General features: G+C 44.9%; 14 protein-coding genes. 7 read left to right on the forward strand and 7 right to left on the reverse strand.

Features of this window, described 5'->3' with window-relative positions:
- Positions 1 to 84: 84 nt before the first annotated feature.
- Positions 85 to 336 carry an RNA-binding protein gene (locus tag H7T88_RS06525; RefSeq protein ID WP_090917806.1) on the forward strand — a complete coding sequence of 84 codons (252 nt, stop codon included), beginning with the start codon at positions 85 to 87 and terminating at the stop codon, positions 334 to 336.
- A gap of 1,181 nt (positions 337 to 1,517) precedes the next feature.
- Positions 1,518 to 2,072, forward strand: a complete 555-nt coding sequence (locus tag H7T88_RS06530) for a hypothetical protein (protein WP_221787720.1) — start codon at positions 1,518 to 1,520, stop codon at positions 2,070 to 2,072.
- A 582-nt stretch (positions 2,073 to 2,654) separates the two neighbouring features.
- Here H7T88_RS06530 and H7T88_RS06535 read toward each other — a convergent pair.
- Both H7T88_RS06535 and H7T88_RS06540 read right to left on the reverse strand, forming a co-directional pair.
- Entirely contained in the window at positions 2,655 to 2,840 is a 186-nt protein-coding gene (locus H7T88_RS06535; protein WP_221787721.1) for a hypothetical protein, read from the reverse strand.
- A gap of 202 nt (positions 2,841 to 3,042) precedes the next feature.
- Positions 3,043 to 3,966 carry an AEC family transporter gene (locus tag H7T88_RS06540; protein ID WP_221787908.1) on the reverse strand — a complete coding sequence of 308 codons (924 nt, stop codon included), beginning with the start codon at positions 3,964 to 3,966 and terminating at the stop codon, positions 3,043 to 3,045.
- Between the two features lie 120 nt (positions 3,967 to 4,086).
- Between H7T88_RS06540 and H7T88_RS06545 the strand changes: the two genes are divergently transcribed.
- The 3 genes from H7T88_RS06545 (at position 4,087) to H7T88_RS06555 (ending at position 6,961) form a co-directional block, all read left to right on the forward strand.
- Positions 4,087 to 4,602, forward strand: coding sequence for a mismatch-specific DNA-glycosylase (locus H7T88_RS06545; protein WP_154890735.1), 516 nt, complete (start codon positions 4,087 to 4,089; stop codon positions 4,600 to 4,602).
- Positions 4,603 to 4,773: 171 nt separating this feature from the next.
- Positions 4,774 to 5,343, forward strand: coding sequence for an RNA polymerase sigma factor (locus tag H7T88_RS06550; protein WP_221787722.1), 570 nt, complete (start codon positions 4,774 to 4,776; stop codon positions 5,341 to 5,343).
- Positions 5,324 to 6,961: a hypothetical protein gene (locus H7T88_RS06555; protein ID WP_221787723.1), complete on the forward strand. Its 1,638-nt coding sequence runs from the start codon at positions 5,324 to 5,326 to the stop codon at positions 6,959 to 6,961. The genes H7T88_RS06550 and H7T88_RS06555 overlap by 20 nt, the downstream gene beginning before the upstream one ends.
- Before the next feature lie 80 nt (positions 6,962 to 7,041).
- On the opposite strand, the gene H7T88_RS06560 is transcribed toward H7T88_RS06555, so the two are convergent.
- Entirely contained in the window at positions 7,042 to 8,103 is a 1,062-nt protein-coding gene (locus H7T88_RS06560; RefSeq protein ID WP_221787725.1) for a LacI family DNA-binding transcriptional regulator, read from the reverse strand.
- 267 nt (positions 8,104 to 8,370) lie between these two features.
- Between H7T88_RS06560 and H7T88_RS06565 the strand changes: the two genes are divergently transcribed.
- Positions 8,371 to 9,690, forward strand: a complete 1,320-nt coding sequence (locus H7T88_RS06565; RefSeq protein ID WP_221787727.1) for a glycoside hydrolase family 125 protein — start codon at positions 8,371 to 8,373, stop codon at positions 9,688 to 9,690.
- A 63-nt stretch (positions 9,691 to 9,753) separates the two neighbouring features.
- Here the strand turns inward: H7T88_RS06565 and H7T88_RS06570 are convergent, their stop codons facing one another.
- The 3 genes from H7T88_RS06570 to H7T88_RS06580 form a co-directional block, all read right to left on the reverse strand.
- The gene (locus H7T88_RS06570; protein ID WP_221787729.1) at positions 9,754 to 10,299 is read right to left on the reverse strand and encodes a GNAT family N-acetyltransferase; all 546 of its coding nucleotides are present in this window, start codon (positions 10,297 to 10,299) and stop codon (positions 9,754 to 9,756) included.
- 22 nt (positions 10,300 to 10,321) lie between these two features.
- Entirely contained in the window at positions 10,322 to 11,389 is a 1,068-nt protein-coding gene (locus H7T88_RS06575) for a Gfo/Idh/MocA family protein (protein WP_221787731.1), read from the reverse strand.
- Positions 11,390 to 11,540: 151 nt separating this feature from the next.
- Positions 11,541 to 12,428: a sugar phosphate isomerase/epimerase family protein gene (locus H7T88_RS06580; RefSeq protein ID WP_154890742.1), complete on the reverse strand. Its 888-nt coding sequence runs from the start codon at positions 12,426 to 12,428 to the stop codon at positions 11,541 to 11,543.
- A 129-nt stretch (positions 12,429 to 12,557) separates the two neighbouring features.
- Between H7T88_RS06580 and H7T88_RS06585 the strand changes: the two genes are divergently transcribed.
- Positions 12,558 to 13,454 carry a helix-turn-helix transcriptional regulator gene (locus tag H7T88_RS06585; protein ID WP_154984538.1) on the forward strand — a complete coding sequence of 299 codons (897 nt, stop codon included), beginning with the start codon at positions 12,558 to 12,560 and terminating at the stop codon, positions 13,452 to 13,454.
- A 147-nt stretch (positions 13,455 to 13,601) separates the two neighbouring features.
- On the opposite strand, the gene H7T88_RS06590 is transcribed toward H7T88_RS06585, so the two are convergent.
- Entirely contained in the window at positions 13,602 to 14,285 is a 684-nt protein-coding gene (locus tag H7T88_RS06590) for a protein kinase family protein (protein WP_154890744.1), read from the reverse strand.
- Positions 14,286 to 14,926 lie beyond the last annotated feature (641 nt).

A 14,926-nucleotide genomic window follows, 5' to 3' on the forward strand; every position in this document is an offset into this window, starting at 1 on the left:
TCTATTCTAGGTAATAATTATAAGAGGATAGAATAGTAATTGAATAGCATTGGAATCTCACTACGTAACGAGGGGGTAACCTGTATGGCGTCATTGATTTTGCTAGTGAAACAGACGGAGGACGATGAAAAGGTTATTTATCGATTCGGACCGAATGAGCGGAAGATGGGACTCATTGAGATGAACAAGATCAAGGAAAGTGTGAAGGAACTAGAGCCTGTGCAAGTGGATGGAATCAGTCCCAGCTTTTTTTTCAATAAGGCAGCTCAGTGGCTGGTAAGATGTTTGTTCAGAGAAGGCGGCAAGTTTCCAGACCGAACCACGGTTGAATCATAGTCTTTCGTAAGTCTTCTCATAAAAAGGCCAACAGACCATTGGGATAGTATCAGGCGATAACTGAATTGGCGTATCATAGAAGAAGTTCAAGTGCAACGACTCATCGCTGCGCTTGGACTTCTTTGTATTAGATATACTTTAATGATGAGAGACAGGGGATGCAAAGCGATCGATCCAAGTCCGCAATTTATGACGAAAGGATGGTTTGGAAATGCTCTAAATTGTTTAAAGAAATGAGGCAATCAGCTAAAGATGATGATCTTGATAGATTCACCGGATGGAAGCTCGTGGCTGATCGGATTACCGAAAAGGCATATTTGGAAGAGATGAACATTAGGAATGGATCCTATCACGGGTGGCTCACCAGTGATTTATGGTAAATGGAACGAGAGAGTGTACCGAAGAATCACTAACGTTATGTGAGTTTTTTGCTGTAAGAACTTACTTTGGGAAGTAATTGGAGATAGTGTATACATAAAATTGGAGGGGATAATTTGTTGAAAAGAAAGTCAATTAAATCATTTTTTCGTATTAAAGCTCTAACCATGGGTCTGGAAATTATCAGAGAAGATGATTCTATAACAACTGACATGAGTGCTAACCCAACCAAACTATATTTTACATTTATATAATAATATATAATATTATACAAATTATAAATTTGATTATTTAAATAAGAGCAGCTAATCCTATTGATCAGCTGCCTTTATATTTCTTGTCGAGCTAACTTTCCCGTTAGCTCAATAGGGCCACGAAAGAGTTATTTTTATATTGAACTTTTTTGTTGTGATTGGTGAAACTCTTGTTTATCTGGAACATTTTTGTATGGACAGACTAAAAACTACTTTTGGAAATTGCGGGATTTTTTCTCCCTTATGCTTAAGAACAGTTGAGTAAGCACCAGTAAAACACCAATAATCAATAGAGTTACAGGGAAAAGGGTGTATTTAAAGGCGAAATAATTTAAACTTTCTTCTCCACCAGCCCCCAAAATACCAATAGGATAAATATTAGAGAGTAACCTCAATATAAAAAACATAGAGACAGAAAAAGAAATACATACAAATCCAGAAATAAGAAACAAATTATCAATTCCTTTCTTTTACACTATTGTAATTATTAAGGAGCAATGTTATGGTTATATATGTATAATGACATATAATAATGTAAGGAGCAAGCAAATGAAGAAAAAAATTACTGTAATTGCTTTAACAGCTGTATTCTCTCTCTCATTAGGAACTTCTGTTTTTGCTCAAGAGGTACCTAGTCAAGATGCAACGTCAGAATCAATTAATTTACAAAACATTCCTACGAGAGAGGGAGGAGAGATTACAACTCTCGCTCTTTGGAATGTCGTGACCAATCAAGGATACCAAGGTTTATCATATGGTGCATGGGTTGATGGAGTTTCCGGCCCCGGACCAGGAACATTAACACTCTCAAAAACTGTCTCAGTGAGCAATACTTACTCCGGAACACTGACTGCAAAAGTTGATGATATTACTGCTGCAGTAGGTTTTAGTATCTCAGCAACCAATAGCACAACGGCTTCTTACTCTATTAAAGTACCTAATGGTAAAAAGTATAAAATTAGATATCGACCAGTATATCAGATGTACAAAGCTACTCAATATACTTACAGCACTGATGTCGGAAGCTCAGTATTACTCAGTACGGACGTTATTTACCCTAAGAAGTATGCTTATTTAGAATATGATTATGTTGAAATTAAATAATCTATAAAATAATGAAAATGAGAGTAGGGCTATCGAGCAAAAAACGCTAGCCTTACTCTCACTTATTTTTTCAAATATTACATATGTTTAATAGTGTAAAATGTTCAGAAAAAGTGATGAAAATTGTGTTGAATGTGATATGCTTCGTATTTGACTATCCTTGTAAAAAAATAGACTGTTATTAATGGGACAGAATAGTTTAAATTGTTTTTCTAAGATATTTGTTCTGTCTACTCTTCACATACTTAGAGTATACATAAAATCATAAGAATCAATGACACGTTGGTATAAGGTAGGCCATTTACCTCGAAACTCATATACTAACGATTACTCAATAACGAATACTTCTGTTGTCATCAGTCAGATTAGATATTAAAATCTGATGATTACCTCCCTTATTTTCACTCATTTTTATATATGGATAACCTTTATGAACTTGAAACTGTTCAAATCCATTGATCTACAGTTCCTTTCCATAAATTCCAATAAGTTTCATTTCTTTGTATCTGAAAGTAACCTCCTGAATCATAAATGGTATACTGACAACCTCTTTCACCCAATCCTGCGATGAAAACCTAATATTCAATTTAACCTATAACCCATCAATCTTTTGGCCATTTCTTTAGGTGGGAGATCCGGAAGTTCTTCAACGTACTGCAGCAAAGCTTTTTTCCTGCTTAATCGATTTAATTCATCCAACATTAAGTAATCTCTACAGCTCACTTTGTCCTGTTTATCCTTGCCAGTTTCAGTTAGAGGGTTATTCATATCAATAGTTCCTCCCCAAAGAAAAAAATCAGAGGTGAAACGGGATTTCACAACGAATAGTAACCTTTTGACGCGCGAAACAGTTCTAAGGTTGGATCAGAAATGATATGGCCTTAAGACTTTATGTCTATAACCGGGACGAATGAAGCTAAATGAAAAAAGCCCACTAACTCTAATAAGGATGTGAGCTTAGGTTAATTATTTAGAACGTTTTGGCATACGAAATCAGTGCCGTAATCGTAATAATATTAAGTAGAGTGGAGATCAGCACCGTCTGGGCAGCAAAATCAGGCTCGTTGTCATATTCCTCGGCAAGAATGGAAGAGTTCACTCCGGTAGGCATGCCCGATGCGATAATGAGTGCCTGAGCCGCTATGCCTTCCAGTCCGAGTAGCAGCACATTTTTGCGCCTGCCGATTGCCGGACCAATCAGCAGGCGCAAAAATGTGCTAATATACACATCAAGACGATATAAACGAATCGGGTATTTCACGATTTGTGCCCCGAGAGTCAGTAGTGCAACGGAAACCATACTTTGCTGTGCATAGGTGAGTGGCATGGACAGAAATGTAGGTAAAGGCAGCTTCCACGCCTGAAACAAAATGCCTAATAGTAGCGCATAAGGTACTGGCATTTTCAGAAAGCCGATAATTACCGCACGGTAGTTGCCCTTTAGCTTCGCGCCTTGGATCGACAAAACACCATAAGTGAAGGTGAGCAGAGCCTGCAAGGACATGACCAGTGCCTGAATGGAAGAGGCGAGCGGGTCACCCCGGAATACCAGTGCGTTAATCGGTAGACCATAGTTGCCTGCGTTATCCAGCATGATACTATTGTTGAAGGCGGCTTTCATGCCTTTGTTCATACGGAACGAGCGGGATACCACAGAGCCTATAATATAGAGAATGAGTACATAGATCGCGTAAAAAAGCGTAACCGTGCCAAGCAGCTCACCGGACATATTTGAGTGATACATGCTCATAAAGACGGCTGCGGGGGTAATACAATAGAAATTGATTTTGGCGAGGGTGTACAAGTCCAGCTTGAACACCTTTTGCATCCAGGACCCGACAGCAATCAGGAGAAAGACGGGCAGGACGACTTCTAACATGATGTCTGCAATCATTGGTTCAGCTTCCTTTTTCATGAAAATTTCAGTTCTTTACGGAAAACACTTCGATCATTATATCATTTTATACAAAGCTGCAATGGCATTTGGTCAAAAAAGTTCAGGAGGTGTTTCCTTATGATCCCGGATCATCTGGATACTGGCTTATCGATTTTGTTTATTGGATTCAATCCCAGCATTACCTCGGGAGAGACTGGCCATCATTATGCGTATAAAGGCAATCGTTTCTGGCGCATTCTGGAGCGTTCCGGGTTAACCCCGCGTTTATATGATGCAACAGAGGATGGTGAACTATTGAAGCTGGGATATGGTTTCACCAATATCGTAGCCCGTCCAACGAAAGGCATTGAGGATATTACGAAGGAAGAGTATGCGGAAGGGCGCGAGATTTTGCGGAAAAAGCTGGAAACATACCGGCCGGATATCGCTTGTTTTGTCGGCAAAGGTGTATACACCCAGTACAGCAAACGCTCCAAAGTAGAATGGGGATTCCAGGATGACCCGGTTGTGAAAGAGATTCAGGAGTTCGTTGCGCCTTCATCCAGTGGACTTGTACGCATGTCGATGGATGACATTGTGGCAATCTATGCCCAGCTTGCGGATTTTGTGGCTGAGAAGAACGGTGGAGAATAGGAAAAATCGGCGTACTTCACGATATCATTCGTAGATTTGAGTTCACCCCGTTCCGGTGATGGCCGGAGAGGGTGGATTCTTTTTTTTGACAATAAAGTGAGAGATTTAGGGAACAGCTTCCGTCTATATAGTACAGAACCATGCATGGACGCTGTAGAGAAGGGGGATTACATGACACATCTGATACCAGAGGAGGAACTGATTCAGCGCATTATAGATGGGGATAAACAGCTGTTCAGCATGCTCGTGGATCGATATAAAAATAAAGTCTACGGCATCATACGCGGAATGGGCGCAAGTCACCCGGATGCGCAGGATCTCGCACAGGACACATTTATTCGAATCTATCGATATATGCCGACCCGTAGAGAAGGCAGCAGTTTCTCGGCTTGGGTGTATACCATAGCAGTGAACATCATGAGGGATCATATGCGGAAAAAGAAACCGATGATGACCGCCGATCAGGAGATCGAATCCGTCAGTGAAGACACACCAGAGAAAAGCTTGCTACACAAGGAGATGAAGCGGGAAATCCATCTTCAGCTTGAACAGTTGCCGGAAACGTACAAGCTTGTACTGCTCTTGAAATACACCAATGAGTTGACCTATGAAGAGATCGCCACAATTACAGATATGAGTGACGCACAAGTGCGTAATGCACTCTATCGAGGGAAGAAAATGCTGAGAAAGCAGATGGAACGTAAAGGAGGTTTATCGACCTATGAAGCCTATTTCAAGTGAGCAGGACAAGAAGCAGGATCGCAAGTGGGAAGAGGAGCTGTTCCGCGAGGGGCCGGATGTAGATTTTACATTACAAGTGATGCAGAAGCTGGATCATGTGTCTATGGAAGAACCTGATGTGCAGGTACCATGGGAAACCAAAAAGTCGCATAAGAGGACATGGATTTATCAAACGGGAATCGCTGCAGCGGTTGCGGTACTGATTGCAGGAGGAGCTTGGGCTGCTTGGGATCAAACAAAGGAAAAGCCAGTTCAGCCTCCTGTAAACGCCGTAAATATCCCCCCTTTGCCTAATATTCCTGTCCCGGAAGTTCTGAGATATGCCAACTTGTCAGACGACTACAAACGGCTTCAACCGCTTGGGCTTGTCGTGAACCCGAACATTGATATCGATGATCAGGGGTACAAACTCAAGATTGAAGATGTGCTTGTAGACGGTTCCCAACTTATACTTATGTTGCAGCAAACGGCACCTGATGGCACAGGAATGTATCTGCTGGGCTCGAAAGTGGAGGATATCCACATTACAGATGAAAAGGGGAATAATGTTGCTGAGCTTGCGCGTGATACAAGGCAAGGGAATGGTGCTTTGAATAAGCTGGTGTTTCAGTTAGATCGAGACATCCCTGATGAAATCACGGTTCGTGGAGATTTCGGGCATTTAGATGTAGGAGATGGCTATGGCTATGATGTGAATACCAAAACCTATACGGATAAAAAGGTCTCCGTAGACTGGAGCTTCGAGTTCAAACTGGATATGACCCAAGCCAAAGTAATGTCCAAAGAAACGCCGATGAATACGTCCTATACAACACCGGAAGGGCTGGAACTGGCTATGACACAATTGGTGCAGACGCCAAATGGAACCCGGCTTGATCTGGAAGTGAATCTGAACGACGAGCTTCGCGCTAAAGCAGGAGAAGATTGGGCGAGGGACATGGATATTCTGTATCATATTGAAGTGAAGGACACGGGGGAGTATCGTATTTTCAACGGGGGCAGACCCAATGCGCGTCAGGCCAAATTCCGTTATCGAGATTTAAGTCAAGTGAGTGCGGGGGGGCCGCTTAAGATATCGGAGACGTGGGACCCGTCTTTGGTGACACTGAATGCAGACAATATTCGCTTTGTCCTGGACGGTTACACGATACCTGTGAAAGAGGGACAGACGATGGACGTTGATCTGGATAAGGCCAAGAAAGACGTTAACTTCCATACGTTTGCTTCATTTAATCATATTGGGGATCAAATCGAATTGTACCGGTTTAATTATCAGCGTGGACAGTCAGTGAATGACCAAACAAAAAATGTACCTGAGCATGAAACTTCTCTAGTGCTGGAAGGAAGCGCTTTGTTCCAAAATGAGTTTTATGGTGATGAGTGGGTCGCAACGGACTCAACAGGGAAGGAGTATCCCGTTGGGATCATGGGGACTAGAAACCCAGCCAATCTGAATGAACAGTATGTTATCGATGAAGTGAAGCTGATTGTTATTGGTTTTAACAAGGATAAGGGGACAAAATTGACGTTAAAACGAACCGTGGTGCATCGTGATTTCGGGGATGTGGACTGGAAAGTAAAACTTGCGAGTGATTCAAGTATGCCTTGGGATCAATAAACATCTTCAATTATGAATTATAAAGAGAAGAGCCTTGCACATTAAGAATGTGAGGCTCTTTTTTTGACGTAGATAAACCATTAAGCCGAATCTCTTGGAATCAATGTGGTGGATAACATAACCGTCTCTTTCGGTGTACCTGGGCGTTCGATTCGACGCTTCAAAGCCTCGACGGCTCGTTGCCCAAGTTCCTCTTTGCACAAATGTACCGTAGTCAGCGGGGGAGATGAGGTGGCAGCGGTGTACACATTGTCAATTCCGATGACCAGGCAATCCTTAGGCGTGGATAATCCCATATGCTGAAGTTTGTGCATCCATTGTAAGGCGATATCGTCATTCGCGCCAATCCACGCATCGGGGCGTTCTTCAGCAGGAAGTCGCTCGATGGTGTCAGCGAGCTTGTTCACCCATTCTCCGTTTTCATAGGCTACATTCCAAGCTTGAAAGCCTACTTCTTCCCTTACCTCGGTATGAAAATGATTCAAAGCCAGCTCGATTCCAATCTTACGCTGTGCAAAACTTGCGGCACGTCCGTCATCGGTAATCAGACCGATGCGTCTGCATTGCTTCGACAGGAGATATCTGGCCGCAGTAATGCCAGCTTCCAGATTATCATGACTGATCGTATCACAGTTCAGCAAAGGCTCCTGATGATCGACCAAAATCATGGGGTGGCTTGTCTGTACCAGCGTTTGCAGCACGGTATGCGGAAAAGCGCCCATAACGATAATTCCGGCACAACGTGTCCAGTCGAGATGAGGTGCGATGGCTTTTTCAGGTGAAATCTCCTTGCCCGGTAAGTCCAGTGAAGGTGACACAATGACGTGATGCCAGCCTTGCTCGTTACAGCCAGAGATGATGCCTGACAGCACACGCTGCCAATAATGCGGCTCACCGCGGTTAAGCTGATTCATACATATTAGGGCAAATGGAGGTTCGATTGCATGAGCCTTATTGGTATTGGCAGTATGGCTCGCCGAGCCGGGTATATTCTGGCGATACCCGAGTGCACGGGCAAGTTCCAGAACCCGTACACGCGTAGATTCGCTGACACCGGTTTTACCGCTGAGCGCGCGGGACACGGCATATTTGGATAACCCCAGCTGGTCAGCCAGCGTCTGGATCGATACTTTTCGAGACATATGATTACTCCTTTGATGTACAGATGGATAAACCTGATTTTATCAGTAGGTAAATGACTTGTGTCATATGGGTAGCCGATTGAATAGGAAACTGATTAATTGTGAATTGACGTGCTTACATGGAACAGGTAAACTTACAGGATGATAACGTTATTATAAATTATAATAACGAAAATAACAATATTCCTATTGAAAGGTTATTCTGTCATTGGAGTGCAGATGTAAACTCTTTAGCTGGGCTAACTTATAAAAAAGGAGAGGACTCCCATGGATCAGTTCAGATTACCTAAAATTCCGATGCCCGATTTGGAATTACCCCAAGCTGTTCGTGATGTTTTGGCTGAAGCGGATGAGCATTTGAAGCACAGACCGAAGCTGCTGGCTCAGTTCCATAATTGTTTTCCGAATACGCTCGAAACGACCACCAAGCTGTTAGATGACGGTACAACCTTTGTTATTACGGGAGATATCCCCGCTATGTGGCTCCGGGATTCGGTGGAGCAAGTGATCCATTACGTTCCGCTGGCGAAGCATGACGCGCAGTTGCAACGGATTATCGGAGGGCTGATTAAACGGCATACGTTCTATGCAGATATAGACATCTATGCGAACGCTTTTAACGAAACGGCCAATGGTTGGCACTGGGACGCGAATGATGAGACAGAAATGTCACCTTGGGTATGGGAACGGAAATTTGAACTGGATTCGTTGTGTTTCTCCATGAAGCTGGCTTATACATACTGGCGTGAGACTGAGCTTACAGACATCTTTGATGAACGTTTTAAAAAGGTCATGGAGCAGATCGTGCACCTGTGGGAAACGGAACAGCGTCATGTAGAGCAATCCCCGTATCGATTCATGCGGCGTAACTGCCCGGCGCACGATACACTGCGTAACGAGGGAATGGGGATGCCAGTAAACTATACGGGCATGATCTGGTCGGGCTTTCGCCCAAGCGACGATGCCTGTGATTTTCACTACAATATTCCGTCCAATATGTTCGCCGCGTTGACACTGAGCCAGATGGGGGAGATTGCAAAATGGGTGTTCCGTGACGAACTGCTGGTGAGCCGTATGGCTCGTCTGGAGGAAGAAATCCGGCACGGCATTGCCCTGTACGGTACCTATCGTCACCCGGTGTATGGACAGATTTACGCCTATGAAACGGACGGTTATGGCAATGTTTGTCTAATGGATGATGCGGGCACACCGGGACTGATGTCGATTCCGTATATCGGATATGTATCCGTGGATGATGTGGTGTATCAGAATACACGGCGTTTTATTTTGAGTAAAGAAAATCCGTATTATTATGAAGGAACAGCAGCCAAGGGCATTGGCAGCCCGCACACCCCTCCAGGGTACATCTGGCATATGGCATTATCCATGCAAGGACTGACGGCAGACAATGACGCGGAGATGCTCGCCATGATTGATTTGCTGGAGAACACCGACGCGGGAACGGGGTATATGCACGAAGGTTTTCATGTCGATGATCCGCATACGTATACGCGTCCATGGTTCGCATGGTCCAACAGTTTGTTTGCGCAATTGGTGTACAAAGCGATGAAGAAGCGTATTTTGTAGGTGAATAAAAACAGCCGTTCCAATGTTGGAACGGCTGTTTTCCTTATGTTGCCGGAGTCTTCGTTACTTGAATAACTTATACCAGTATAAAGTGGTATCAATATTAGGGGTATAGGACTGTTTGAGTGTGTCGGCCCCACCTAGTACAAAGCCCTGTTTTACATAAAATCGGCATGCACCCAGATTGTCATCTTGTGCTTCGAGGGACATTCCAATAAGATTTTTTTGTTTTGCCCATTCTTCTGCTTTATGGAGGAGCAGCCTTCCTACTCCGCTACCTCTATACTCTTTTTTGGTCGCAATGTTCTCAATATAACAGAAGCGATTCCAATCCTTAATGATTCTAATCTGTCCTATACAAACCTGATTCATATACGCTAAAAACAACATTTTATCGTCCTGGTTGATATATTCGTCCCAATCCAGTTTGTCATCTGGAAAACGAGTTTCCTTCGGTTCATCAAAAAGAACTTCTTCATAGGACCATTGTCCAGCTTGTAAACTGGGGATGATTTTACCGAATAACGTAAAATCATCGTTTGTCGTATGGATATCATCTACTAAGTCCGCATTTAATGGAGAAATAATAATTTCACTTTCGCTATCCAATAAGTCTCACTTCCTTTCTCATTCAAGATGGCTCACCTGTTGTTTTCAATAAATCTGCAATCCGTACCTTTTGTCCGGTACGTGCGCTTTCGAGGGACGCGAGTACCATAGCCATGCTGAACTGGTTGTCACTGCAGTCCGTTTCGGGCAGTCGATTTTCTTCAAGTGCAGCAAACATCTCTTCAAGACAGCCGTGGTGTCCGGTTTTGTCCATTACAGGCAGCTCCGCTTCGATTCGTTCAGCGCGCTGGAGGAAAGATGGCTTGCCATCAGCCTCCAGTGCGAGTGTGTTGACCACTTCAGCATAGATGTTGTCATGACCATCCCAGATGGCGGTTCCTTTTTCACCTGTCACACGCCAGTTTGCTTCCCAGGATGTAGGCACGCCCTCGGTACACCAGGACCCCCGATAATCGAACACAGATCCGTCGGACATCTCGAAAATACATATCGCCATCGCATTGCCCTTATACCAGGAACCTGGAGGGTTGAATTCATGACAGTACACCGACACCGGATCTGCACCAAGGATATAACGAGCCTGATCAAAGGTATGTATCGCCATATCCAGCAAAAGCGGGCTGTCCATGAGGTCGCGGAAACCGCCAAAATGTGCCCCGATAAAGAAGTCCGCTCCTGCATATCCCGGCTGTCCAATCGTTCCGCTGGAAATGAGCTGCCGATAGGCACGGATGCGAGGATCGAACCTGCGGTTCTGCATCACCGCTTGAATACGTCCTGTACTGCGGGCGGTTTGCACAATGTCCGTACAGTCCGAGAAGGATTCTGCCAGCGGTTTTTCGCCAAAGACGTGACAACCTGCCTGTAGTGCGGTCATCGCAATATGATAATGGCTGGAAGGGATGGTCACATCAAATACGATGTTGGCATCGACAGCTTCAAGGGCATCGCGAATATTCGTAAAGGTTGGACAGGATAAATTGTGTCGCTTGGCAAAAGATGACGAAGCTTCCTCGTAGAGATCAACGAGTCCCACGATTTCCGTATCTGGTCGTTCTTTGGCATAGTCCGCCCAAGTGTTTGCCATTGCCCCGCAACCTGCGATGATAACCCGATAAGGGTAGGTCATGTGCTCAACTCCCTCATATAGATGCATAGATGTTATTGATCCATGTTATAAGTTATTGCTCCATGCGAGAAGTGCATGTGATTGTGACGAGCATTTGTATTTTATGGGCACATGAGTAACTGAGTCTTTCAGTCTTCATGCCGTTATGTCTTTACACCGGATTGGGCACAAAGCTGCCCCCGCGGCAATGTTTTAAGTAATTCAATGCATGCACTTGCCCAGTCATCTCAAGTTCGTCCCGATACACCGGATCATGCCAGCCTTCAATGTCGATCGTGCCCTGGTAACCGTTCTGGCGTAAAATGGTGATGATATCTGCCCAATTGCTGTCCCCAAAGCCGGGGGTGCGATGCCAGACAAATTCATGCGGTCCATGCACACCATGTTCTTTGACAATATCCCAGGCGATGGTTGCGTCTTTGCCATGGACGTGGAACACTTTCGGAGCCCATTTGCGAAGCTGTGGAATCGGGTCAATCAAGCTGACCATCTGGTGGCATGGTTCCCATTCCAGCCCCACATTTTCATCAGGAACGGCATTAAACATCATTTCCCAAGCGGTCGGGTTGTGAGCGATATTCCAGTCGCCGGTCTGCCACGTTCCACCCATATCACAATTTTCAAAAGCAATGCGTACACCTCGGTCTGCCGCCCGTCGTGCCAGTTCACCGAACACTTCCTTGAACCGTGGAATCGATTCGTCAATCGGTTGATTGGTCAGACGTCCGGTAAAGCCGGAGACGATATCTGCCCCAAAAAGCTGTGCGTGGTCAATGACTCGCTCCCAGCTTGCCAAGGTGTCAGCGTTATCCCCTGTGCCGGTGAGCGGATTACCAAATACACTTACAGCCGAAATGGTGATGCCTTGTTCGTCAACGATATCGCGGACACGCTTGGCGGTTTCTGCCAGATCAAGGTTGCCCGTGCTTTGCCAGAACGTCAGGTTAAAGGATTCGAAGCCATGTTGCATAATCTGCGGAATGACCCGAACGGCATCATGGCCGCCTACAAGGGTTCCGATACGAATGGATGGATTCATGGTTGTAATTCACTCCAATATTGGCTTATAGTACTTCGTGACACACTCATTATAGCCTTGGATCTAAGGGAAGGCTCTAAACAATTTTGTGCTTTATTAGTCGGATTTTGTGGTAAGGGGGAAAAAACCATGCTGGACTTGAAAGCGCTTCACGAAGATACAAGAATAGATCATAAATCCCATCCGTTTCAGTTGTTTGAAAATCGTTGTTCCGCGAAAAAAACGGAAGAATGCATTTTATATTTGCACTGGCATGAGCACTTTGAGTGGATCATCATGCGTAAGGGTAGAGCCGTATTTCATATCGATAGCCGCCCTTATGAAATTGAAGCAGGAGAGGTAATTATCATTCCGGGTGGCGCTCTGCATGTTGGATACGCATTGGATGAGGGAGATGTGCATTATGACTCGGTTGTGGTCAATCGAGCATTGTTTCACGATTTTGCGAGCGATCCAGTGCATGAGCAGTATGTTGCGCCTTATCTGGAAGGCAGTGTGCGGTTTCCGGTCAAACCAGCCGCAGAGAATGCGGCCTGTGCCGGGTATTATTCTTTATTAAATGAAGCTGTGGAAGAGATGGCGACGCAACCTCCGGCGTACCAGCTTGTAGTGAAGTCCAAGCTGCACGCGTTGTTTACGCTGATGGCCCGGACGTTTATGCCGCATCAGTTGCGGGATCGAGCGAATGCAGTGTATTTTCCTAACCGCGAGCGGTTCAAACAGTTGATTGCACAGATTGAGGCTGATCCCCAGGAGAAATTGTCGGTTGGTGAAGCGGCAAGCCAAGTGGGGGTGAACGTATATCATTTCTGCAAAATGTTCAAAAAGCTGACCGGACGTACGCTCGTAGAATACGTAAACGGATGCAGAATGAGTGAGGCTGAGCGCCTACTGCAAGGTAGCAACCTCACAGTCACGGAAATAGCCGCTCAGGTGGGATGTGACAATGCGAACTATTTTACAAAATTATTCAAGCAGTACAAGGGCGTGACGCCTTCGCAGGCACGGGGAATGAAGGAAGGGTGAGTGGGAAGGGCAGGAAGATACTGTTGAAAGGGGAGAAGGCTTGAAGAAAAGGAATGTGAAGTCAAGAACCACCCTGATCTAGCCCATTATCGGCTAAACTCGGGTGGTTGGGGGAAGGGTTGGATTCATCGCTCGCTGCAGTGCGGTCTATTTCAGAAACCTGGAGAACAGTCGATTAGCTTTCTTTGAGAGATCTTCCATTTTGAGATTGGCCTGATCGAGCTGGTTATAAGCCCATTTGATCGTTTGCAGCATCCGTGGGGAGATGGGCGTACCTTTGATACGTGGATAGATGTTGTGATAGGCCCACACGAGATGCTCCCAGCGATGATCGTCTCCCTCTTGAATATACTCCGATACGTCGAGCACTTTGCCGCGTCCATTCTGGAGAAGCACATTTTTGAGATGGATGTCGCGTGGATTCAGTCCAAGGCGACGAACTGCTTCTCGCGCTGCGTCTACATCGAGCATGACCTGCTCGGGGACGGGGATTCCTTTTTCCAAACATTCAAGTAAAGTGTCTCCAGGTTCGTAACTGATGACCAGTATATTTCGGCCGCTGCCATAATACGTTGGGAAGTAAGATAGGCCCTGAAGCTGGGCGTAGACCTGTTTTTCATTATTTAATTTATTTAAAGCATGATCCGAATACACTTTGAAGGCATACTGTGGCAGCTGGTCATACGTAAATACAGCCGCATCCGTACCAATACCAATGCAGTTCACTCCTGCTGCCTCGCCGATGATATTCACCAGCTCATTCCGATCGCTTCCGATGACTTGAATTTGTTGTAATGCTACTTCTGCCTGGAACCAATCCGGCTGCTTCATGGGTGGCGCCTCCTTTTGGATATGCCCGTACATATTTTCCGTAGTTATTTACGTAATAGATTAATACCGTTCGTGCTCGAATTCAACTTTTTCTAACGATCACGAGAAAGCTTATTTCGTCCTAAACAGTCACGTTCAAATTCTAACGATCCGTAGGGACGCTATTTTGGCTAATTCGTCCGTTTTATCCCGTTTTCAGCTGAAATTCAGCTAAATAGCGTCTCTGGTGATCGTTAGATTTTGAAACTCCATCAAAATGGACAAATAAGGTCTGTGGTGATCGTTAGCGTCGCCAGAGAGAATTTTGCTGAAAAATCTCACCTCAATATTCTGCCGCCTATGCGTCATAACCTCTTGCCTCCGCACGAGATAACCTCTACATTCTAACGCCTCGCAATGGTTGGGATGCTCTCCTTTTTATGAAGACGAGCGGCACTTCTCTTCATCCTGATGTAACTATATAAACGATACGTATCGTTCCTCAAACGGTTGCGTACACAAGAAAATAACGGAAGCCGGGTTGCGGCATGACGGCCAGGGCTTTATACTGTGAGCAATAAAAGGATTGTTCAGCCAGATGTATGCTAAAGGTGGATATATAGAGTGAGTTCAGATATTATGTTTTACAGATCAGTCCTACG

This window comes from Paenibacillus cucumis (ex Kampfer et al. 2016) (assembly GCF_019748695.1).
Taxonomy (GTDB): domain Bacteria; phylum Bacillota; class Bacilli; order Paenibacillales; family Paenibacillaceae; genus Paenibacillus; species Paenibacillus polysaccharolyticus.